Genomic DNA, 21,628 nt, shown 5'->3' with positions numbered 1-21,628 from the left:
TCAAGATCAAGAAAAATATGAATGTTAGCGATCTTAAGAAAACTGCCTTGATATATTGGCCAGTTGAATTAGCAGAAAAAGAAAAACTATCTAGTATAATTCCCTTACTAATACGAACTCAAGAAAGTTTTATCAGTATATTAAGAATAGCATCTAAAGACCCATTCTCATGGATAACAGCCTTAGATTTATGTGATGAACTTTATCCTAATCTATTTTTAAAACATCTCTGTGTTCTATCTGATATTGGTGGAGAAAATTTAAAACGATTCTCTTCAGAACTTTCTAGGGATTTTTATTCTAAAGATTTTGAGTTTATATTTCGAGACAAAATTTATCAATACCAGTTTGTTTCTTTGAAAAATAGAGCTACATGGAATAATAAAAATTTGGGATTAGACGGGGAGGGGATATTAAAACCTTGTTCTCTTAGCCAAGAAATCCGAGATGTTATTATGCTAATAATGTTCGGTGGTTTGGCAACCTCTATAAATGTTCCTGATGAAATAGAAGAAAAATGTATTATTGGTGCTATGATAGGTAACATTAGACTTCTGGAAGAATATATTAAGCATCGTTACATCTGGGTTAGTAAAATTACTGGGGGAGCAAGATCGAATAAAATGGGTCAGCTTGCTCAAGAATACATTAGAGAAAAATTGAAAGTATATTTACCTGAGTGGGATTTTTCTAGAAAATCTATACCAGGAATAAGTCAAAATGAGGGTAGAACACTAACCAAATTTGATATAGTGGGAATACCACCTCATGATCGACCACCTTACTGGGGTATTGAAGTATCATTTCAATTTACTACTAACAGTGTTGTAGAAAGGAAAGGAAAATTGGCTAGAGATAGACGAGAAATTTTAAACAGACAGCACCATAAGGTTGCTTATGTAGTTGATGGAGCGGGAAATTTTGACAGAAGTTCTTTTATACAAGACTTAATTGATTTTAGTGACTGTGTTGTTAACTTTAGTGAAAATGATCTTAAGCGTTTAGCTAAAACTATGGAGGATTCAATTAAAAATGAGCCACAAAAGTGAAAATTGTCTACCACTAAAAATTATTGAAATACAGCCCTCTGCGTTAGAAGATAATTATCAAAATATAGGCAAAAACTCTAATGTCTATTTTCTTCATCTTCCGACTATTAAACAATGTAAAATCAAAGAAATATCTAATCTTAAAGATTACTTAATTAGTTTTGCAAATGAATTAGATGATAAAAGTGTATTGTGTATATTGTCCAATGCAGAAATTGCCTGTCAAGTCATATCGTTTTTAGAAAAATCTACATATTTCAAGCTATGGGTTGCTATCAAAAGAAGTCAAGCATTAATGGATGAGAGCTATATGTTAGACAACCATGTATCTTTGACGATGTTTACTAAATACCGTTCACCTTTAAAGCATAATAAAACTTTAATTGAGTATTCTTATTGTCCCTCCTGTAATAAAACGACAAAAGATTATGGAGGTAAAAAACATTTATATAGTCCATTGGGAACATTAATGTCAGATGTGTGGAGGGACATAAGTTATTCTCATCAAAAAATACCTCAAGATATTCTTGAAAGAATAAAGGATCTTTTTGGGTTAGAACCATATCAATTTGTGTACTATATAGGTCTACAAAAGTATTTTGCCACCATCGACAATAATCAAAAAATAAAACCTCTAGAAAATACAACTAATAATGTCATATACAAACAACCAAGTAATTTGATTAAAAGCAATCTACTAATTAATGATGATTGCTTAAATTATCTACGATTATTACCCAATAATTCAATAGATTTTGTTTTTGCCGATCCTCCTTACAATATCCAAAAAAAATATGATATATGGAATGATTGTCAGGATAATAATCAATACATAAAGTGGTGTATTGAATGGGTCAATGAACTGGCTAGAGTATTAAAGAATGGAAAAACTCTAGCACTCCTCAATATTCCTATATACTTGGCTAAATACTATGAATTTAGCCAAGGAGTTTTAGAATTTCAAAATTGGATAGTTTGGGAAAGTCTTAGTCTTCCTGTAAGACAAATAATGCCTGCACATTATGGTATTTTGTGCCTAGGCAAAGGTAGATCAGAAATTAAAAAAATTAGTAATGAAAGTATTTATGATTATAATTTTTCTTTAAAAGAATGGTATTGTATTAGAGAGCAATGTATCAAAAAAAGAAATAAAGATAAAACAGTAGATAGAGAACCGTTAACTAATATATGGTGGGACATTCATAGACTAAAGCATAATTCAAAACGTGTAGATCACCCATGTCAACTACCTCCAACACTAATGAAACGTATTCTCACTATATTTACCGAGGAAAATGATTTGGTATTAGACCCCTTTAATGGCTCTGGTACAACTACTCTTGTTGCCTCTATCATGAACAGACGATACATTGGCATTGAAATTTCTGAGCAGTATCATTCTTTAGCTGAACAAAGACATACAGAGTTAGAAAATGGTGTTGATCCATTTGCTAAAAGAGATATTATTCCTAAGGCTAAAAATAGTAGAGTTAATCGTATTAAAAAACAAAAATATGATGTTTCTAAAAAAACTTTACAGCTAGAAGTGAGAGATATAGCACTAAAAATAGGACGAAAACCAACCAGAGAAGATATAGAAAAGTACAGCCAATATCCTTTCAGATACTTTGACGAATATTTTGCTGATTGGGGAGAAGTTTGTAGTGCTGTCGGTGATAAGGGTATGCAAGAAAACAAGGACATAGATAACTACCCAAACTTTAAGCAGCTTGAGCTACCATTTGAGTGATTCTTAATAATGTTGACTTATTTCTCACAGGATCGCTTAGTCAAAATTAAACCCCCTAACCGGCGAAAATTAACGGCAAGCGATCGAAAAACTGGGAAAATATTCAATTGATTCAATGTCATCTTTTTTAACTATCCTGCCCATGAATAATCAGGTCATCCGTACTGATAAAGCTCCGGCCCCTGTGGGTCCCTATAATCAAGCGATCGCCGCTACTGGTCCTTTTCTCTTTGTTGCGGGACAAATTCCCCTAGATCCCGTCACGGGTGAAATCGTCTCCGGGGAAATTAGCGCCCAAACCGAACAAGTTATGGCCAATCTAGAGGGCATTTTAACCGCTGCCGGGGCTAATTGGTCAAATGTGGTGAAAACTACCGTCTTTCTCTCGGATTTAGCCAATTTCGGGGCGATGAATCAAGTTTATGCCCGTTATTTCCCCCCGGAAACTGCCCCGGCCCGGGCCTGTGTGGAGGTGGCCCGTCTTCCCAAAGATGTGCTAGTGGAAATAGAATGTATTGCCGCTTTAGCCTAAAAATTAAGGTGGGCAATGCCCACCCTGACCTAATCTCTCTCTAGACCACCAAAGCTTCTAGAATCGTCTTATTGTAGATAATTCGCCCTACTGTAGTACGCACATACTGAGAAATTATCTCACCATCCTTCTCCCGGGTTTTGCGCTCCCGATAATATTTCCAGATGCTGCCATCGGGGAGAGTTTCCGTTTCCAGGACTTCCTCATCGGGTTTATTGGTTTTCACCTTTTCTCCGACCGGTAAACGCAACCACACGGAAGCGTGTAGATCCACCAATCCCTGATCAAAAGCGCGAATAGCGTCATCCATGCTGGCGAAATAACGACCCCCACCCTTTTGGGCCTTGGGATTTTCGGCCGTGAGATAATAACAACCCAAAACCATATCCTGAGAAGGGGCAACAATCGGGCGACCGGTCGCCGGTGAGAGAATATTATGACAGGCCAACATCAATAAGCGCGCTTCCGATTGTGCCTCCAGGGAGAGGGGAATATGTACGGCCATTTGGTCCCCGTCAAAGTCAGCGTTAAAAGCGGGACAGACGAGGGGATGTAACTGAATCGCCCGGCCCTCCACCAGTATCGGTTCAAACGCTTGAATGCCCAAACGGTGCAGGGTAGGAGCGCGGTTTAACATCACCGGGTGTCCCGTGATTACTTCATCCAAGACGTGCCAAACATTGGCATCCCCCCGTTGGATCATTTTCTTGGCTGCCTTGATATTATTGACGATGCCTAATTTAATTAAACGATGGATAACGAAGGGTTGGAACAATTCGATCGCCATTTCCCGGGGTAAACCGCATTGATAGATCTTCAATTTCGGACCGACAACGATAACCGAACGTCCCGAATAGTCCACCCGTTTACCGAGGAGATTTTGACGGAAACGCCCCTGTTTACCCTCGATAATATCTGATAAAGACTTCAGGGCGCGATTATTGGCCCCCACCACCGTGCGACCGCGACGACCGTTATCAATTAAAGCATCGACGGCCTCCTGTAACATCCGTTTTTCGTTACGGACGATAATTTCGGGGGCGAGAATTTCTTGCAGACGGGATAAACGGTTATTGCGGTTAATCACCCGACGGTAGAGATCGTTCAGGTCAGAGGTGGCAAAACGGCCGCCGTCCAACTGCACCATCGGGCGTAAATCGGGGGGAATCACGGGAATTACGCTTAAAACCATCCATTCTGCCTGAGAACCCGTGGCGATAAAGTTATCGATTACCCGGAGACGTTTAATTAATTTTGCCCGTTTTTGCCCTTTACTTTCGACAATTTCCGTCCGCAGTCTTTCCGCTTCTTCTTCCAGGTTAATTTCCTGTAAGAGTCTTTGGATAGCCTCGGCCCCAATACCCACTTCAATGCCGACTAATTCCGAATCCTCCGCGTAGATTTCTTCTTCGATCTCTAACCATTGATCTTCGCTGAGGAGTTGTTTATAACTAAGATTGCCCGCGTTACCCGGATCGAGAACCACATAGGCATTAAAATAGACGATTTGCTCCACGTCCCGCAGGGGCATATCGAGCAGGATACTGAGATAACTGGGAATACCTTTAAGATACCAAACGTGGGTGACGGGGGCGGCTAATTTGATAAAACCCATGCGATGACGACGTACCCGCGACTCGGTGACTTCTACCCCGCAACGTTCACAGACAATCCCCCGGTGACGGACGCGCTTGTATTTACCGCACCAACATTCCCAGTCCTTGGAGGGTCCAAAAATTTTCTCGCAGAATAACCCATCCATTTCCGGTTTAAGAGTCCGATAGTTGATCGTTTCTGGTTTGGTTACTTCTCCGACGACTTGACCGTTAGGTAGGGTTCTTTCTCCCCATTGCCGAATTCTCTCGGGGGACGCTAAACCGATTTTGACGTAATCAAATCTTTGATCTGTTGGAGTCTTCATTCTGAATTTTTTACTATGGGTAATGATTCTGGGTTGACAACTATTGGGCAGAAACGACAGTTAACTCAGTCACTTTTTCTTCGGGTCAAACTGGCCCGACCGAGTCCGGGACATTACATTATACAATTTTTCTAGTTCGATCGACCATTAAGTGATATTTTCCCAGATGGTGATGCTGCCGTCGGCCGCCGCCGCCGCTAGGTGGCAATAATCGGGGCTGAGAACTAAACTGGAAATTGGCGACGATCGCCCATTGGTGGCGCTGAGAGTTGCGATCGCCTGTTGATAATTGGCTAACCAGATTTTAATCTCTCCGTCGGTTCCCCCGGTAAATAACCATTGACCCTCCTCTCCGAATACCAAGCTTGTCACCTGACCATTATGGGCATTGATCACCCGAATTGGCGCAAAATGACCGCTTTTCTCTCGATCGTATTGCCAGATTTTCACCGTACCATCCACACAACCGGCGGCAATAATCTGACCATCGGCAGCGATCGCAAGACTCTGCACCGAAGAAACGTTACCTGATAAGACGGCGATTTTTTCTCCCGATCCTAATTGCCAGAGGGTGACAGTGCCATCACCTCCAGCTGCGGCGATAAAATCTTGATTAGGAGCCACTGCTAGGGCATAAATTGCCCCCAGACTGTCATAGGAACTAAATTCTTCGGTTTCCTGCTCTAAATTCCACTGTTTTAGGGTTTGATCGTAACTACCACTAACCAAAAAATGCCAACGGGGGGCAAAATCTAGGCCGTGAATCGAACCGAGATGACCGAGGAAAATTTGATCTAATTCCAGATTACTGGCATCGCTGGCTAAAGTCCATAATTTAACGGTTTGATCGAATCCTCCCGTCGCTAGATGATAATCGCCGTTTCCGGTGACTGCTAGGGCTAAAATGCCCTGATCATGAGCTTCAACCGTATTAATCAGGGTTCCTCTCGCAAAATCCCAGATTTTTAGGGTACGATCCCAACTAACGCTAATTAAAAACCGTTGATCCTCGGTAATTGCGATCGCCGTGATCATTTCCCGATGGGCGGTCAGACGGCGATAATAGTGCCAATGGGGTATATCGACGGGGGGGGAAGTAGGAGTTAAATTAAGGGCGGGTAGGGTGACTTGTGGCTCATTTTCCGCTTTTGTTGCGCTAATATCCGCCGATTCTTCGTTAATCGGCAAAATCTCTCTGTGTAAGCGACCGTAGGATTTTTCCAGATGTTCGATGCGTTCGAGCAGCGCGTTACGGTTGATGTATTGAATAATTTGATTGTAGGACTGTTCGAGGGCGAGAATATTCTCCTCTAATTCTGCGATCTCGCGTAGCGAGCGCGTTGCGACCGCACGGGCGTTATCGCTGGCCACTGCGGGACTCAGGGACTGTATTTGTGCTGATAAAGCTTCTTTTTCTTCTTCCCACTGATCCTGTAAATGACCGGTCATTTCAGTTAAGCGTTGACGTTGCAGGGTTCTTTCTCGGAGACGATTGAGAATATTCAACCCGAAAGTCACTACTAGGAGGAACAAAGGCAAAAACTCCGCACCCATGGCGATAAGGGTAAGCAGGGTTAATCCTAGGGCGATATATTCCGCTAATTCTAGCCAATGGGGGCGATGGTCGGTCATTTTGCAGTTACCAGTAAAGGAATTTTGATCATCTCCTGATTTCAGACTCATGGTAACGCTAATTGCTGCCTTGGGATTGACTAAAATTAATTTTTAAGCAGGAGTTAAGACTTTTTCCTTAGTTTCTATCGGTGCGGTTAAAGCGGATTCTAAATCGGCTTTCCCTAGTCTTGCTTCCAAAATTTTCAGCACTTCCCGTCCAAAATCATCGGGATTTTGTCGCCATGCTTGCAGACAAACTTCGCCAAAAAATGACCCCAAAGGTTCAGGATTCCAGAGCAGTTTTTTGGCTGTCCAGGGCATTAAACTCATGGGATCATAGTCGGGTTTAAGAATTTCTTTTTTGAGGGCGTATTCTTCTAGATGGGTGTGGGGTTGTAGTCCGATAAAAAAGATGGCTGGTTCCACTTTATCGACTCCAAAAATGTTTTCTAATTCCCGATGATAGGCGATGGTTTGACGAATAGTTTCCAGGGTTTCATCAATAACATTAAAGGAATAATTTACCGAAACCAGATCATTAAAACCGGCCGCTTTTAAGTCCCGACAATTTTGCAGAACTGTCCGCAAATTGTAGCCCATCCGCATTTTGCGGACTAATTCCTGAGAACCACTGGTGATACCAATTTCAAAGTAGTTCATGCCTGTTTTTACCATTAAATCGCACAGTTTCGGGGTGAGATTATCGGCACGAATATAGGCAGCCCAACGTATATCTTTCATCCCAGCATCGAGGATTTTTTCTAATAGTTCTTCTACATCGTCGATAAATTTTCTGGCGGGGATAAATTGGGCATCGGTAAACCAGAAATTGCGAATGCCGCGGTCGTATAATTGGCGCATTTCCTTAACTACTTCATCGGCGGGATTAATGCGTACTTGTTTCCCTTCGACGACGGTATAGATGCAGTAGCAGCAGTTATGGGGACAGCCGCGCTTGGTTTGTACCCCGATATAAAAGTCGTTTTCTTGGAAATAGTAGGAAAATTCCGGCCAAATACCGGCGATATAGTCGTAGTTACAAGCGGATTTTTCTAAGGGGGTGGGGGATTCGTGGATTAAACGCGGCCGGGGTGTGGTTTCTCCGACGACATAACAACGTTCATCGCTAAAGTCCCGGCCAGAGAGGAATTTTTCTAGCAGGGTTTCCCCTTCTCCCACTGATACAATTGTTCCTGTGGGCAGTTTGGTTTTTAGTTGTTCGTAGAAAACACTGACGGCACCACCCCCGACGATAACTCGCGCTTCGGGATGGTATTTTTTGGCCCGCTGCAGCCCTCGGCGAATTAGTCCCTGATTGCGCCATAATTCGCCGTAGTAGGCGGTTGTCACCTTTAAACCTCCTAAAGCACCTCGCAGCTTGATTAGGGGGTTTTTAGCGTAGTAAAATTCAAAGGCGTTTTGCAGGGGATTGCCACCGCGACCACCGACGGGAGCATATATTTGAATATCCCGCCAGGAGAATACTAGCAGGGTGGGCCGAAATTCGTCAACACAGCGATCGAGTGCCTGGTTAAAGTCTAAGGGGGGGACGGTACCAAGGTCAAAAATCCTTTGTTCGATGTCGGGGAATAGTTTATGAACGTGGTCGGAAAGATAAACGACACCGATGGGGAAAATGGGGTTACAGGGGAGTCTAACGTAGAGGATGCGTTGCGCTTGCGGTTGAGTCATGAGATTTCTGAATGGGACGAGGACGCATTCTGAGTAATCTTAATATAACTTAACTTTGTCCGGCTTGTCTGGCAGTTATCAGTTATCAGTTATCAGTTATCAGATGTGAGTTTTCAGTTCACTGTTTACTGTTTACTGAAAAGCTTCCCACTTCCCCACACCCCACACCCCACACCCCACACCCTACACCCCACACCCTACACCCCACACCCCACACCCCACACCCTACACCCTACACCCCACACCCTACACCCCACACCCTACACCCTACACCCTACACCCTACACCCCACACCCCACACCCCACTTCCCACACCCCACTTCCCACTTCCCACTTGCGTCTAAGGTTAAACTTTAATTCCTAGTACCTGTGTATGGGTTCCCCGCGCTTGGGTGACACCGATGGTTCTTTCGGAAGCTTCAATCATCGGCCGACGCAAACTAACGACAATAAATTGCGCTTGTTGTGCTTGTTTTTGAATCATTTTGGCCAATTTCTCCACATTAGCCCCATCTAAAAACATATCCACTTCATCAAACGCATAAAAGGGAGAAGGACGATATCTTTGTAGGGAAAAAATAAAGCTTAAAGCGGTTAAAGATTTTTCACCTCCAGACATGGAACTTAATCGCTGTACGGGTTTTCCTTTGGGATGTGCCACCAGATTTAAGCCACCATTAAAGGGGTCATTTTCGTCTTCTAATTGTAAGTAACCATCGCCATCGGAGAGGGTGGCAAATATATTCTTAAAGTTTTCGTTAACGGCAGTAAATGCTTCCTGAAAAGCATTAAATCTGAGGGTGGTAAAGTTTTCTATCCGTAAAAGTAGTTCGGTTCTTTCTCCTTCTAGAGTTTGCAGTTTTTCTGATAGTTCATCTAATCTCTCTTTAGTTTTTTGGTATTCTTCTAAAGCTAACATATTCACAGGTTCTAAAGCTTCTAATTTCCGTTGTAACTGCCGAATATCGCTTTGAATTTTCTCGAAATCTCGATCGCTTTCAGGAATTTCGGGCAAGGGATTGGGTAAGTCGCTTTCTAGTTGACTAATTTCTGTCTGTAAAGTGGTTAGTAATGCTTGTCTTTCCTCTTGATTGTTGACTAACTTTTCCGATTGCCAGATAGCCTGTTGTTGTTGGTTTTGTTGTTGTCGCAAAACTGTCTCTAATTGGTCTCTTTTTTGCTTGGTTTCCCCTAGTTGTCGGGATAATTGCTGTAAAGCTTGATTGATTTCTAAAATATGGTGATCAAGTTTTTCTATCTCCAGATTACCAGTATTTGTCTGATTAACTGCATCGGTAATTATCTTGTCAATCTCAATAATTCTATCCCCAGACTCTTGACTTTTTTCCTCTAGTCTGATTTGTTGATTATGTAAATCTTTTAACTGTTCGCGGACTGTAGCGAGGTGATTTTCTTGGGTTTGTAACTCTAATTCTTGACTGCGAATTATTCCCTGTACCTGTTGCCATTCGCTATGGGTATGATTGGCCTCTAAAGCAGTTAATTTCTCCTGTTCTTGCTGTAAAGATAACTCTAACTCAGGAATTTCTCTGGTTAATATTTCTAACCGTTGACGAGAAATAGTAATTTCCTCTTGCTGGCCCGATAATTGACGGGTTAAATCCTCTTTTTCTGTGGTTAAACGTTGTAAATCCTTGCTTAATTGTTGTAGAGATAATTGATTTTCCCGATGACTCTGACGGGTTTCGGTTAACTGTTGGGTTAACTGACTGATAAGATGATTAACTTGGGTAATTTTTTCTTCGTTGCGGGTAAGAATGCGATCGATTTCTGCTAATCTTTCCCGTAGAGATTCCGCTTCACTAGACTCCTTCGGAGAAATTTTACCAAAACGCAGCCCCGATCGCGTCGGTTGGCTGCCTCCGGTCATAGCGCCAGTCATCTCTAATAACTCGCCATCCAAAGTAACGATGCGATATTGATTGATATAATAACGGGCAGAATCTATATCCTCGAAAACCACGGTACTGCCAAAAATATAGTTAAAAACCTCCCGATACTGGGGTTGAAACTTAACTAAATTCACCGCTAAATCCAGATAACCCCGCGCGTGACGCAGAGAGGAAATATCCTGGGGACGGGGAGGACGAATTTTATTCAGGGGTAAAAAAGTGGCGCGACCGATGCGACGCTGTTTTAGCAAGGCAATTCCGGCAGCCGCAACGCTATCATCTTGGACGACTACATGACCTAAACGACCTCCGGCGGCGATTTCAAGAGCAATTTGATAACTTTCCTCTACTTCGCCTAATTGTGCCACTAATCCGCAGATTCCGGGCAAATCTGACTGTAATAATATTTGAGTGGCATAGGTTCCCTGGGCCTCCTGTTGTGCTTGCTTGGTCGCTTCCAGTTTATCTAATTCCCTCTGTTTGTCCCGTTGTTCTTTTAGCAGACGTTTTTGGGTGTCCTGACTGATAACGCGATTTTGTTCGGCAATGGTGAGTTTTTGGGCTAAATTTTGGATATCGGGATCCGATTGATTAATTTTTTGTAATATTTCTTGACTTTCTTCCGTTTTTGTGCTAATAACTTGCTCTAATTCTTGCAGACGTTGACCAGCTTCTACTATATTAGTTTGCAATCGATCGCATCTTTCGGTCAATTGGGCCCGTTGGCTACGGTAGGGGTTTAATTGTTCCTGAAGACGGGTAATATTGCGGGAAAGGTCACTTTGTTCTTTTACCCAAGCTTCTGACGCTTCCGCGAGACTACTTGCTTGCAGACGATGGGTTTCTAGGGTTTCCCTTGCGGTTTGGGTTGTCCGTAGGAGATTGGGTAAAATTTCAGTTTCTAAACGGCTTTTTTCAGCATTAATCTGGTTTAATTCGCGATTATAACGATTAATTTCCTCTGAAAGTCTGTTTTTCTGTGCCTGAGATTCTTTTTCAAGGTTTTCTAACTCTTTTTGCCGTTGTTGCTGTTGTTGTCGTTTGGCCTGTTGACTTGCTAATCGGGAAGTTAGGGACAGGTGTTCATCTTCCCCAAAAGCTTTGACCTGTTGATTGAGTTTCTCTAATTCTTGACTATTTTGGGCGATTTGTTCGGATAAATTGGCGATAGTCTCGGTTAAAACCTGTTTTTCCTTTTCCCCAGCTTGAATTTGTTCTTTTACTTGCTGGCAGCGCTGCTGGAGATTTTGCCAATGGAGGACAATTTCCCATTGTTGCTTTTCTTGGACTTGGGCCTTGAGTTTTTGGTATTTTTCGGCTTTAATGCGATCGAGTGCTAATTTCTCCAGAGATTTTTGCAATTCTGTGGCAATAATTTGGCAGCGTTCTTCTCTTTCTTTAACCGAATCGATATTCTCCTTAGTTTTCTCAATTTTGCGGTCAAATTCGGCTACTCCTGCCAATTCGTCGATAATTTCCCGTCTTTCCTTGGCATTCATGCTGATAATTCGGGTTACGTCCCCCTGTAACACCACGTTATACCCTTCGGGATAGATGCGTAAACGGTTTAATTGGTCGTGAAGTTCGCTAACCGTACAGGTTTCCCCATTGATATAGTAGGTAGAAGTATAGCTGCCACCCTTAGCCACTTTTAAGCGCCTAGAAACCGTCCAATCCCTATCGGTGGCGTCGGGAATATCGGCAACATCAAAAGTCACCGAAACACTCGCTTCGGTGCTATGACGTTGACTGTTATAGCTGTGATTGACTAAATCCGGTAATCTTTCGGCCCGCATTCCCTTGGAAGTAGCTAATCCCAAGCAAAATAGCAATGCGTCGAGAATATTCGACTTTCCCGAACCATTTGGACCAGAAACCACCGTAAACCCCGGTAAAAAGGGGATGGGAGTCGTTCCCCCGAAGGATTTGAAGTGTGAGAGTTCGACCTTTTTGATGTAAACCATGGCGATAAGCAAAAAGTAGGCAAGCTGTCAGCTGTCAGCTTTAATCTATAAGGGATAACTCCGGTTTATCCTTGAAAATATCCTCAGACTTGACCGGAGATGAGTTTGATTAGTTGCGTAGTTTGAGAATTTTATGACAACACCCTTATAGAAAAATATAGCTGATAGCCCCCTTAGATAGCTTGAATCCATTCTTTGACTTGGTACTCTGTCCAGATACCATTTTGCCAGTAGGGGTCCGCTTCGATTAATTCTCGCACTTCCGACTCGCTGGCTGCCTGATAAATTCCGAAAACTTGGCTTAAATCTGCCGTTGGTCCGATAGTAATGAGAATTCCCCGTTCTTTCTGTTGATTTAATCCCTCTAGATGCGCTTGACGATAGGGAGCGCGTTTTTCCAGCACGTTTTCACAATAACTACCCCAGATAACAAATTTCGGCATATTTGACCTGTACTCTCTTGATCTGTTGCTATTTTACGATCGAATCGTCAATCAAGCTAAATCGGTATAGAAAAGTGGGGGGGTACACAGAATCTACATTTTACTATAGCGGTTTTCACAGAAGTGAGTCCCGATTGAAACGCTGAAACGCCTATCTATCGATGGATTTACTATACCTCATTAGACTGAAAAACGCTATATATAGATTAGCTAATCCAGATAGGTTTTCTATTGTATTTAAGTAGGTAGGTGGAATTAAATATAAGATGAACATAGGTTGGGTTGAAGCATGAAACCCAACGCCTAACCATTACCATACTATATTTATATTGTTCTGGAAAATTAAGTTAGTATAACAAATACAGTCTTCACTCAAAGTTAATCCGTTCTCGTTCGACAACTAAAGGCCTTTTTAAAATTCTCATGTGCATTAAGCCAATGTATTCCCCAATAATGCCGATAAAAAATAGTTGCACAGAAGATATAAAAAACAGTCCGACAGTAAGGGGTGCAGTTCCCAAAGGAAACGATTGCCAAAAAATAAGTTTAGCGATCAAATACCCCATTCCCACCATAAAAGTCACTAGCGACATAAAAAAACCTAAGATAGTCGCTAATCTTAGGGGAACTTTGGAATGGCTGGTAATGCCTAACATTGCATAATCATACAACCGATAAATATTATTACTACTAATCCCCCTTGTGCGTTGCTTTTGTCGGTAGGAAACTTCCGCACTTTTTATCCCTAATTCAGAAATGATTCCCCGCAGATAGGGATAAGGATCATCCAGTTTTCTTAAAATTTCAATCACTTCCTGATCATACAATCCAAACCCTGTAAAATGCCCCGTTAGTTTAACTTCTGCCACCTTACCAATAAAAAAGTAATATAAGGTTCTAATCAGATAAAACAAGGAACTTTCTTCGCTGGAAGACTTAATTCCTTTTACCACTTTATAACCTTTTTCCCATTCCCGAATAAAATCAGAGATGAGAGCCGGCGGATCTTGCAAATCAGAAAATTGTAAAACAACCGCATCCCCATAAGCTTGTAAAAGTCCATAATAGGTGGAGCGTATAGCTCCAAAGTTTCGAGCATTGACGATAATTTTTACACGAGGATCTTTAAGGGCAATGTTTTTTAGCACCTTCACTGTTTGATCTGTTGAGTCATTATCAACAAAAATGTGTTCATATTCATATTCGGGCAAGGACTCAAAGACGGCGCGGGTCTCAAGATATAATTCTTCAACATTTCCTTCCTCATTATAGCAAGGACTAACTACACTAATTTTTTTCATTGTCTATTTCCTCTAAAAACAAAGGTTTTATTTAAAAAATAGGAAACAATTGCTAGAGGCAATACTAAGATAGCTTGTGCCACTAACATATTAATTCCTAGCATCTTAACAATTCGTAAGGATTCAGCGTTTAATAAATAAATCACTAAATAAACACCAATAAAGCGAGCTAGTAGTCGATTATTTTGGTCTTTAAAAACGATAGCTCCGATAGTTTTAAAGTTGAATAATACCCCGCAAATAGTAGCGATAAGTAAGGAATATCGCTCATCTAATCCTAGACGAAACAGCAAGGCAAACACCCCATAACCAAATAAGGTATTAACTACCCCCACTAACAAAAATCTAACAGATTTGCTTTTTTTGAACAGATACATTTTTCAAGTTTATTTTGACAATTAGTGATTACATCAGCATTCTTTTCGCCTCACCTCTAAAATGGCTAATACACTCTTTGTAGCATGGCCAGAGCCGATTGCACAATGCCATCCAAATCAAGTCCTTGTTGGGAACGTAAAACTGTTTGACTACCGGCGGTTTTCACGGCTTCTCTTTTTAACCTTAAAGGCTTAAATTTCACCGATTCGCCGGACTGTGCCAGAACTTCTGCAACTGCACTTCCTAAACCCCCAATTCCATGTTCTTCCAAGGTGATTATCTTCTTAGTTTTTTGAGCCGATTGTAAGATAGATTGTTCATCTAGAGGGTAGAGAGTCGGCATACTCAAAACTTCAATAGAATAACCCTGCATCGTCAGTTTTTCAGCCGCTTTAACGGTTAAATCTAGCATTCCCCCTATACTGATTAAGGTCAAATCTGTCCCCGACTGTAACTCGATTGCCTTACCAATTTCAAACTGAGGCTCCCTGGGGTGAACTTGAGGCTCACCAGCTTTCCCTAATCTTAAATAACAGGGACTCGAAAGGTTGGCAATGGCTTGAGTCGCTAACTTAGCTTCCAGAGGATCTCCCGGAGCGATAACCGTCATATTGGGTAAGACTCTCATCACCGCTAAATCTTCTATGCCATGATGGGTATAACCCAGAGAACCATAACTCAGTCCGCCACCAACAGCAACGATGTTAACATTGAGATGGTGACAACAGACATCATTGCGAATCTGTTCAAAACATCGCATAACAGGAAAATTGACAATAGAGTAAGTAAAGACAATTTTGCCACTCATCGCTAGTCCAGCCGCAATTCCCATCATATTTTGTTCGGCTACTCCCACGTTGACATATCGATCGGGAAAGCGGTCAGCAAATCTTTCCAAGACTGAATAGCCTAAATCAGCACACAGAAGCCAAATTCTCGGTTCCTGTTCGGCCATTTCACAAAGAGTGTCTATAAATGCTGTTCTCATAATCTCTCCTCAATTTCGGTGATCGCTTGGGCTAATTGTTCTACATTAGGTGATTTGTAATGCCAAGCCAGTTGATTTTCCATAAAACTGACTCCTTTTCCCTTAACAGTATGGGCGATAATACAGCTAGGTTTTCCCTTTTCAAAAGGAACACTATTGAAAGCGTCTTCAATCTGCTGGAAATTATGACCGTCAATTTCTCGCACTGACCAACGAAATGCCTGGAATTTAGCTGTTAAGGGTTCAAGGTCAAGCACTTCTTGGACTGTGCCAAAACTCTGAATTTTGTTATAGTCCACGATAACGACTAGGTTATCGAGTTGATGCTGAGGCGCGAATAGGATTGATTCCCAGTTTGAGCCTTCGTCCATTTCGCCATCACTAACTAGAACAAATACTCGGTAGGGTTTATCTTCACGTTTACCGGCTAGAGCTATACCACAACCGATAGGTAAACCATGACCTAAAGACCCGGTAGAGGCTTCTATTCCGGGTAGATAATGACTGATATGACCGGTTAACTTAGAACCATCTTGACAATAGGTTTCTAGCCATTCTAGGGGAAAAAATCCCCGTTCAGCCAGTACCGCATAGAGAATGGCCGCACTATGACCTTTACTGAGAATAAAGCGATCGCGGTCTAGCCAATTTGGGTTAGTCGGATCAATTCGGAGAATTTTGCCATATAGTACAGCTAATAAATCAGCCATACTTAAGCAACTGCCAATGTGAGAGGCATTAGCTCGATGAACCATTTGTAAAGCCTGAAGACGGATTGATTGAGCTAATTGTTTGATTGTGTTTGCTTGAATCATTATTCTTTAACAAAGTAGGAAATATAGGGGTCATAAGGAAAGCGACAGAGTTTAACCATCCGCAAGTCTAGGCTTTCTAAAAGGGCTTGGGTCTCACCTGGAAATTCGGCGCAGTTTAGCTCATCAAAAGCAATAATTCCCCCCTTAACAACCCGAGGATAGAGATATTCAAAGGCAACTTTAGTTGGTTCATAAATATCAAAATCTAGGTATAAAAGACTAATCAACAAATGAGGATTATCTCTCACATATTGAGGAATCGTTTGACAAGCATCTCCGACGACTAATTCGATTTTAGGAATATGCCCTAGCGGACGATTGTTGTCGTGAATGGTAACTAGAGATTTAATTTCTTCTACAATCGCATTGTGGGTTTGAAATGCTCCTTCTTTTAGATGTTCAGAAACTCCAGTTTGAAGGTCCTTCTCGTGAACACCAGGAAAGCCTGAAAAGGTATCAAATCCGATTACTTTGCGAGTATGATTATAGGGTTCAGAAATGGCTGAATAATGATACCAAGACAGTAATCCACCCCCTCCAAAAACCCCACACTCAACAACACTGCCATTAGCGGGGAGGCTAAGTTTGAAAATTTCCCATTTTGTCAAAAATCGAGCAATGTCTTGGCGACGTACCTGACGAGGAAATGTTTGTAGTCGTTGAGATAATGGTAGTTTAGATGCCTCAAAAGATTCACATAAACGCTCAAGAATACCTTTTTCCTGATTAGTATATTTAACTAAATGATGCCCTAATTGGCTTAATGCTTGGTTGTTTTCTGAAGGAATTGGTTGTTCTTTCATTGTTTTAATATCCCTTTAACTGTTTCTAGTAATCCTTGCTCAATAGTAATTTTAGGCTCCCATCCCGTCAAGGTTTTGATGCGAGTAATATCCGCTTGTAAGTGCATCACCTGATCGGGACGATAGGGAACTGCACCATATTCGGGTTGAATAGTGGGATTAACGAAATTCTTAAGGGTTTCTACAACTTCTTTCAAAGGTATAGCTACGCCCGAGCCAAGGTTAAATATCCCAGTTGCTTGAGTATAAGCTACACTCAAGATGGCCTTAGCGGCATCCTCAACATACAGATAATCCCATAATTGCTCACACTTTGTCAATTTAGGGCTATTGCCCGAGGCGATTTCTCGGATCAAATAGGGAATTAACCAGTAGGAGTCATCCCCAGGACCATAGGGATCAAAAAGACGAATCCAAGAACCTTGAATATCATAGGCTTGACATAATCCTAAGGCTGCCCAACAGGCCGCTAATTTAGCTTTCCCATAAAGGGTGGTGGGATAGGTAAGAAATTGTTCATCCACTTGACGGTTAGGATTCCCATATTCGGCTTGAGAGCCGATGCCAATCCATTGTGAACACCCGACTGATTTAGCTAATTCAACACTCTGTAAAGTTAAGGGAAGATTATCTTGGATTTGGTGCAATTCATTGCGATCTTTTCCTGCCACTCCTCGCCAAGCGAGATTAATCAGAATCTGTGGCTGATAATCCTTGATTTTTTCAATTAATTGCTCATCCGTTAGACTTTGATAAACAAAAGTAGGATACCCTTCTAAATCTTTGAGTCGAAACGGATTGGAAGAAGGTCGTTGCAATACTAGGGGAAGATTGCCATCTTTGAGGATTTGTTTGAGTACAGCAGCCCCAACAAATCCTGATGCCCCAGTTAGGATGATAACTTTTTCTTGAGAAGATTGTCCCATTACATTTCCCTCCCGTCTAAGACATCAAGCATCGAGTGAAGTTGCTCCGATGAATAGCCAAATTTTTGTAAATCCTCTTGAATCTCTTTTAGATAACCGAAACTAAAGACAATTATATCGTCAACGGGTGATTCTTGCAGTTTTTCAATACCAAAGACGGGAACTTCCGATTTGGGGCAGTAAATTCCCTGCCCCTTCGGTTTTTTATCCACTAAATACTCTAAGTAATGAGCCTTATTCATAGCTGCTAGAGTCATCACACCACGACCACCAGCACCATAGCCAGCTATTTTTTTCCCTTTTTGGCTATTTTTCTCTAAATAATCATCTAGATTCTGAATCCCTTGATAGATTTTTTGGACTTGAGTGTCATAAAAATTAAGCTCCTCAAAGTTATCAAGTTCTACCTTGGGTAAAGCTTGATTAGCGAAAATAGAGCCTTTGGGAGTAGCCACAAAAAGTAGAGAATTTGCCCGGCGGATTGACTCAGAAACAATATTAAAATCAATAATTACATAGCCCATTCTTTCCATTAACGATTGAGCGGTTGAGGAAGTTAAATAAATTGAGTGTTCATGTTCAAATAAACAATACTCTCGTCGATCAAAAATTTTCTCTAAATCGTGAACTTCTACTACTAAAATACCCTTTTCAGGATTAAGTATTTCCCGAACAGTCTCCAGAAAATTGACGGGATCTGGCAGATGATCGAAGGTATAGGATAACAGCACAATATCGACTTTTTTAAAATCTTCAGGCAGTTTTTCAATAGATGATTCGTTAAACAATCCTTGAATGGTTTTGATCCCTTGCTCTTCAGCAATTTTAGTCAAATACGAGGAAGGTTCATAACCGAGAACTTTACCCCCCATTGCTTGAAAAGGAATTAATTGTCCTCCATCTCCCGATCCAACTTCTAAAACTTTAATTTTGTCATCGATAAAGTATTTATCAATTAAGGACTTGGCTAAAGTTTCCATAAACTTACTGGCCGTTTTTGATGTTCCTACTGAGTATTGATAGTCTTCATAGTAGTCAGTTACATCAACATCATGTTGAGTTTGAACTGTATGACAATCTAAACAAAGATAGATAGGAATATCGGCTTTAAATTCCCTACCTAATTCCTCTTGAAGGATAAATTCATCCGTAAATGGCATTTGAGGCAAGGTGAGAATTTTCTTTAAATTCTCTGATTGACAGATTCGGCAGTGATTTTTTAGGTGAATTTTAGCTTTCATAAATTTGCGATGATCAGGTATAAATTAAAGGATTCTGAGTAAGCAATGCCCACATTGTCCCAAGATAAGCTCTAGGTTTTCCCAGTTGTAAGACAACTTTGATAGTATCCGATTTGTTGGCGGGTAGGTCTTGGGATTGTACCTTATCCTCCCGTAGCTGTTTTTTGTCCTCGTATTTGGATAATTTGGCGTAAAAAATATCATAACCTTTCTGACTTACTTTTGTATCAGCATAGACAAAACTACGGCGGTCGCAACACAGTATATCAGAGCCATTTGAGAGGGGATGACCGGTGCATCTTTAGTAGATCCTTACAGACAAGGATTTTAGCTATTGTTAGCTTTACACACTCAGTATTTTTGCAAAACTGAGATGCACCCGTCTCATCATAAACTATCATCAACGTCAACTCCCAGCGAGCGCAATTTTGCCGACAAGCGTTCGGCTCGTTGCTTTTCCTGCTCGGCTCGTTGCTTTTCTTGCTTTACTAACTCACTCCCCCATAATAGCAAATTTCCCGACTTATCCCACCAGCGCAACCAATTAGTAGTAAATTCAGCTTTGGTTCCTTGCCAGATACCGATAAACAAGTTAAGTTCTTTTATCCAGTAACGATTATTCTCATCTGGCAACTGCTGCTCATACTTTCCTGCCACTAAACAATAAACATCTAATTCTCCTGTTTTTGGCTGAAAAATTCCATAGACAGGTACTTGTAAGATTTGCTCGTAAAAATACCATTTTCCATAGGGATAGTGAGGGTTGATGGAATATTCACCCCCTTCGGTTTCCGAGATAAACTCTAGGACGATGGTAGGAATTTCTCCTTCAAGATGGGGAGTATAACTGCGCCGAATTTCTCCGCCAGGAATCGGTTTTACTGAGGGAATATAAACCCAATCAGGTGCTTTGACAACAGTTTGAGTTTTAACGGTAGCACATAAGCCAAAATTAGAAGCAATTAGCATCGATTCCAGAATTAGTCCTGCTAATTCTAGGGATTCTCGTAAAGCTGCTGCTAACAGAGGTTGCAGGTTATTGTCCACAGGTTCGTCAGGTAATACAAAATCATCCGGCAATTTCTCCCAGGTGATTATCGTTGATTTTGTCGGTAAATCAATAGCAGATGGTGTCATTGTCGTAAACAGTCCTTCCTAATATTTAATAAGCTCTCATAAACTGCCCGCAACTAAGTAGGTGCATTAAATTAATTATAAAATAGACATCTAGGTGGACAATGCCTGCAATTATCTCATACACTATCATCAACTTCAACTCCCAGCGTTCGCAATTGTGCTGCCAAGCGATCGGCTCGTTGCTTTTCCTGCTCGGCCAACTCCTCTATGGTGGGGAGCAATTGCCCCTCTGCTGTTGCCCAACGTAGCCAAGTAATCGGCTCTTGTTCATCCCCATAAATTCCCTGCCACCGCACTAACACTAGCCCTAATATTTCGCTGCTGAACCTGCCTTGAGCATCTGGGGTTAAAGATTTATAAACGCCCCCTTCTAAGCGATGTCCCGCTAAATCTTCTGGGTCAAAGGGATCATACCAAAAGTATTCTGTCACCCGCAAACGATTCTGATAGATAAGCTTTTTCTCTTCTTTATCTTTTTTGGCTGTACTTTCAGAGAGCAACTCAATCACCACATCAGGAGCTTTTTCTTCTTCCCAGACGACCCAGCTTTTCCGTTCTCTTCGAGGCACGTCCACAACGACAAATACATCAGGTCCGCGATAATCCTCGTTACGCACTTGATTGGGGCTAAAGTAAACAAACATATTGCCTCCGACAAACGCTTCTCGTCCTTGAGTTTTTAACCACCGGGAGAGAGGTCTGACTAATAACTGCATTTGCAGTCCGTGTCTCTGGGTTTCCATGGGAATACCATCATCAGAAGGTAGTTCATCTTGGGTCGGTGGTAGCTTGATCCCTAGTGGGTTAGCTGCAATTGCCAGGGTTTCTTGAGCCATTGGTTAGGTTGGGGTGAACAACTGATGCCACTTTCTTATCATAAACTATTGTCAATGTCAACCCAATTGCGCTCTTAATTTTGCCGCCAAGCGCTCGGCTCGTTGCTTTTCCTGTTCGGCCCTTAGTTTTTCCTGCTCTACTAATGGGACTTAGACAAAAAAACAATCGAGAAAAGCCTCAACTCCAATCCCCGCTTGGGATTTACTTCGAGAAGCCCAAAATCGCTGAAACCCAGATATATCAAGGAAAATCATCAATCGAGGTTAAACCTTTGTACCCTAATGGTTTGAGCCTTTTTTGCTGACCGAAAACGCCTAAGTCCCA

At 41.6% G+C, this 21,628-nt stretch carries 18 protein-coding genes; 4 read left to right on the top strand and 14 right to left on the bottom strand.

What is annotated here, in order from left to right:
• The first annotated feature begins 17 nt into the window (after positions 1-17).
• From O9300_RS19265 to O9300_RS19255, 3 genes are all read left to right on the top strand, one after another.
• Positions 18-1,049: a restriction endonuclease gene (locus O9300_RS19265; RefSeq protein WP_287973446.1), complete on the top strand. Its 1,032-nt coding sequence runs from the start codon at positions 18-20 to the stop codon at positions 1,047-1,049.
• A complete protein-coding gene (locus O9300_RS19260) occupies positions 1,033-2,799 on the top strand; it encodes a DNA methyltransferase (protein WP_287973444.1) in 1,767 nt (588 codons plus the stop codon). The genes O9300_RS19265 and O9300_RS19260 overlap by 17 nt, the downstream gene beginning before the upstream one ends.
• Positions 2,800-2,914: 115 nt before the next feature.
• Positions 2,915-3,331 (top strand): RidA family protein, encoded by a 417-nt coding sequence (locus O9300_RS19255; RefSeq protein ID WP_002771650.1) that lies wholly within the window; start codon positions 2,915-2,917, stop codon positions 3,329-3,331.
• A gap of 40 nt (positions 3,332-3,371) precedes the next feature.
• Here O9300_RS19255 and O9300_RS19250 read toward each other — a convergent pair whose 3' ends face one another.
• The 3 genes from O9300_RS19250 to O9300_RS19240 form a co-directional block, all read right to left on the bottom strand.
• Positions 3,372-5,252, bottom strand: coding sequence for a DNA-directed RNA polymerase subunit gamma (locus O9300_RS19250; protein WP_004163413.1), 1,881 nt, complete (start codon positions 5,250-5,252; stop codon positions 3,372-3,374).
• Positions 5,253-5,399: 147 nt separating this feature from the next.
• The gene (locus O9300_RS19245) at positions 5,400-6,935 is read right to left on the bottom strand and encodes a WD40 repeat domain-containing protein (protein WP_287973443.1); all 1,536 of its coding nucleotides are present in this window, start codon (positions 6,933-6,935) and stop codon (positions 5,400-5,402) included.
• 42 nt (positions 6,936-6,977) lie between these two features.
• Complete coding sequence (locus O9300_RS19240; protein WP_287973442.1) at positions 6,978-8,558, bottom strand: photosystem II high light acclimation radical SAM protein; 1,581 nt, start codon at positions 8,556-8,558, stop codon at positions 6,978-6,980.
• 105 nt (positions 8,559-8,663) lie between these two features.
• Between O9300_RS19240 and O9300_RS19235 the strand changes: the two genes are divergently transcribed.
• A complete protein-coding gene (locus O9300_RS19235; protein ID WP_287973441.1) occupies positions 8,664-8,915 on the top strand; it encodes a hypothetical protein in 252 nt (83 codons plus the stop codon).
• Here the strand turns inward: O9300_RS19235 and smc are convergent.
• From smc to O9300_RS19180, 11 genes are all read right to left on the bottom strand, one after another.
• Positions 8,905-12,435, bottom strand: a complete 3,531-nt coding sequence (gene smc / locus O9300_RS19230; protein WP_287973439.1) for a chromosome segregation protein SMC — start codon at positions 12,433-12,435, stop codon at positions 8,905-8,907. The two genes, O9300_RS19235 and smc, sit on opposite strands and share 11 nt — an antisense overlap.
• 173 nt (positions 12,436-12,608) lie before the next feature.
• Positions 12,609-12,878, bottom strand: a complete 270-nt coding sequence (locus O9300_RS19225) for a YciI family protein (RefSeq protein WP_002762776.1) — start codon at positions 12,876-12,878, stop codon at positions 12,609-12,611.
• A 368-nt stretch (positions 12,879-13,246) separates the two neighbouring features.
• On the bottom strand, positions 13,247-14,179 hold the full coding sequence (locus tag O9300_RS19220; RefSeq protein ID WP_287973437.1) for a glycosyltransferase family 2 protein: 933 nt from the start codon (positions 14,177-14,179) through the stop codon (positions 13,247-13,249).
• Positions 14,176-14,514, bottom strand: a complete 339-nt coding sequence (locus tag O9300_RS19215; protein ID WP_287973453.1) for a GtrA family protein — start codon at positions 14,512-14,514, stop codon at positions 14,176-14,178. Before O9300_RS19215 ends, O9300_RS19220 begins: the two co-directional genes overlap by 4 nt.
• A gap of 107 nt (positions 14,515-14,621) precedes the next feature.
• Positions 14,622-15,545 (bottom strand): transketolase family protein, encoded by a 924-nt coding sequence (locus tag O9300_RS19210; protein ID WP_287973435.1) that lies wholly within the window; start codon positions 15,543-15,545, stop codon positions 14,622-14,624.
• Complete coding sequence (locus O9300_RS19205) at positions 15,542-16,360, bottom strand: transketolase (protein ID WP_287973433.1); 819 nt, start codon at positions 16,358-16,360, stop codon at positions 15,542-15,544. Before O9300_RS19205 ends, O9300_RS19210 begins: the two co-directional genes overlap by 4 nt.
• Complete coding sequence (locus tag O9300_RS19200) at positions 16,360-17,163, bottom strand: TylF/MycF/NovP-related O-methyltransferase (protein WP_287973432.1); 804 nt, start codon at positions 17,161-17,163, stop codon at positions 16,360-16,362. The genes O9300_RS19205 and O9300_RS19200 overlap by 1 nt, the downstream gene beginning before the upstream one ends.
• A complete protein-coding gene (locus O9300_RS19195) occupies positions 17,160-18,089 on the bottom strand; it encodes an NAD-dependent epimerase/dehydratase family protein (protein WP_287973430.1) in 930 nt (309 codons plus the stop codon). The genes O9300_RS19200 and O9300_RS19195 overlap by 4 nt, the downstream gene beginning before the upstream one ends.
• Positions 18,089-19,330, bottom strand: a complete 1,242-nt coding sequence (locus O9300_RS19190) for a class I SAM-dependent methyltransferase (RefSeq protein WP_287973429.1) — start codon at positions 19,328-19,330, stop codon at positions 18,089-18,091. The genes O9300_RS19195 and O9300_RS19190 overlap by 1 nt, the downstream gene beginning before the upstream one ends.
• 387 nt (positions 19,331-19,717) lie before the next feature.
• The gene (locus O9300_RS19185) at positions 19,718-20,467 is read right to left on the bottom strand and encodes a Uma2 family endonuclease (RefSeq protein ID WP_287973426.1); all 750 of its coding nucleotides are present in this window, start codon (positions 20,465-20,467) and stop codon (positions 19,718-19,720) included.
• A gap of 116 nt (positions 20,468-20,583) precedes the next feature.
• A complete protein-coding gene (locus O9300_RS19180; protein WP_287973423.1) occupies positions 20,584-21,303 on the bottom strand; it encodes a Uma2 family endonuclease in 720 nt (239 codons plus the stop codon).
• Positions 21,304-21,628: the final 325 nt, after the last annotated feature.

This window comes from Microcystis sp. LE19-195.1E (genome assembly GCF_027532095.1).
GTDB lineage: Bacteria > Cyanobacteriota > Cyanobacteriia > Cyanobacteriales > Microcystaceae > Microcystis > Microcystis aeruginosa.
The sequence above is the reverse complement of the archived record's forward strand: the minus strand, read 5'-3'. Positions and strand labels throughout refer to the sequence as shown.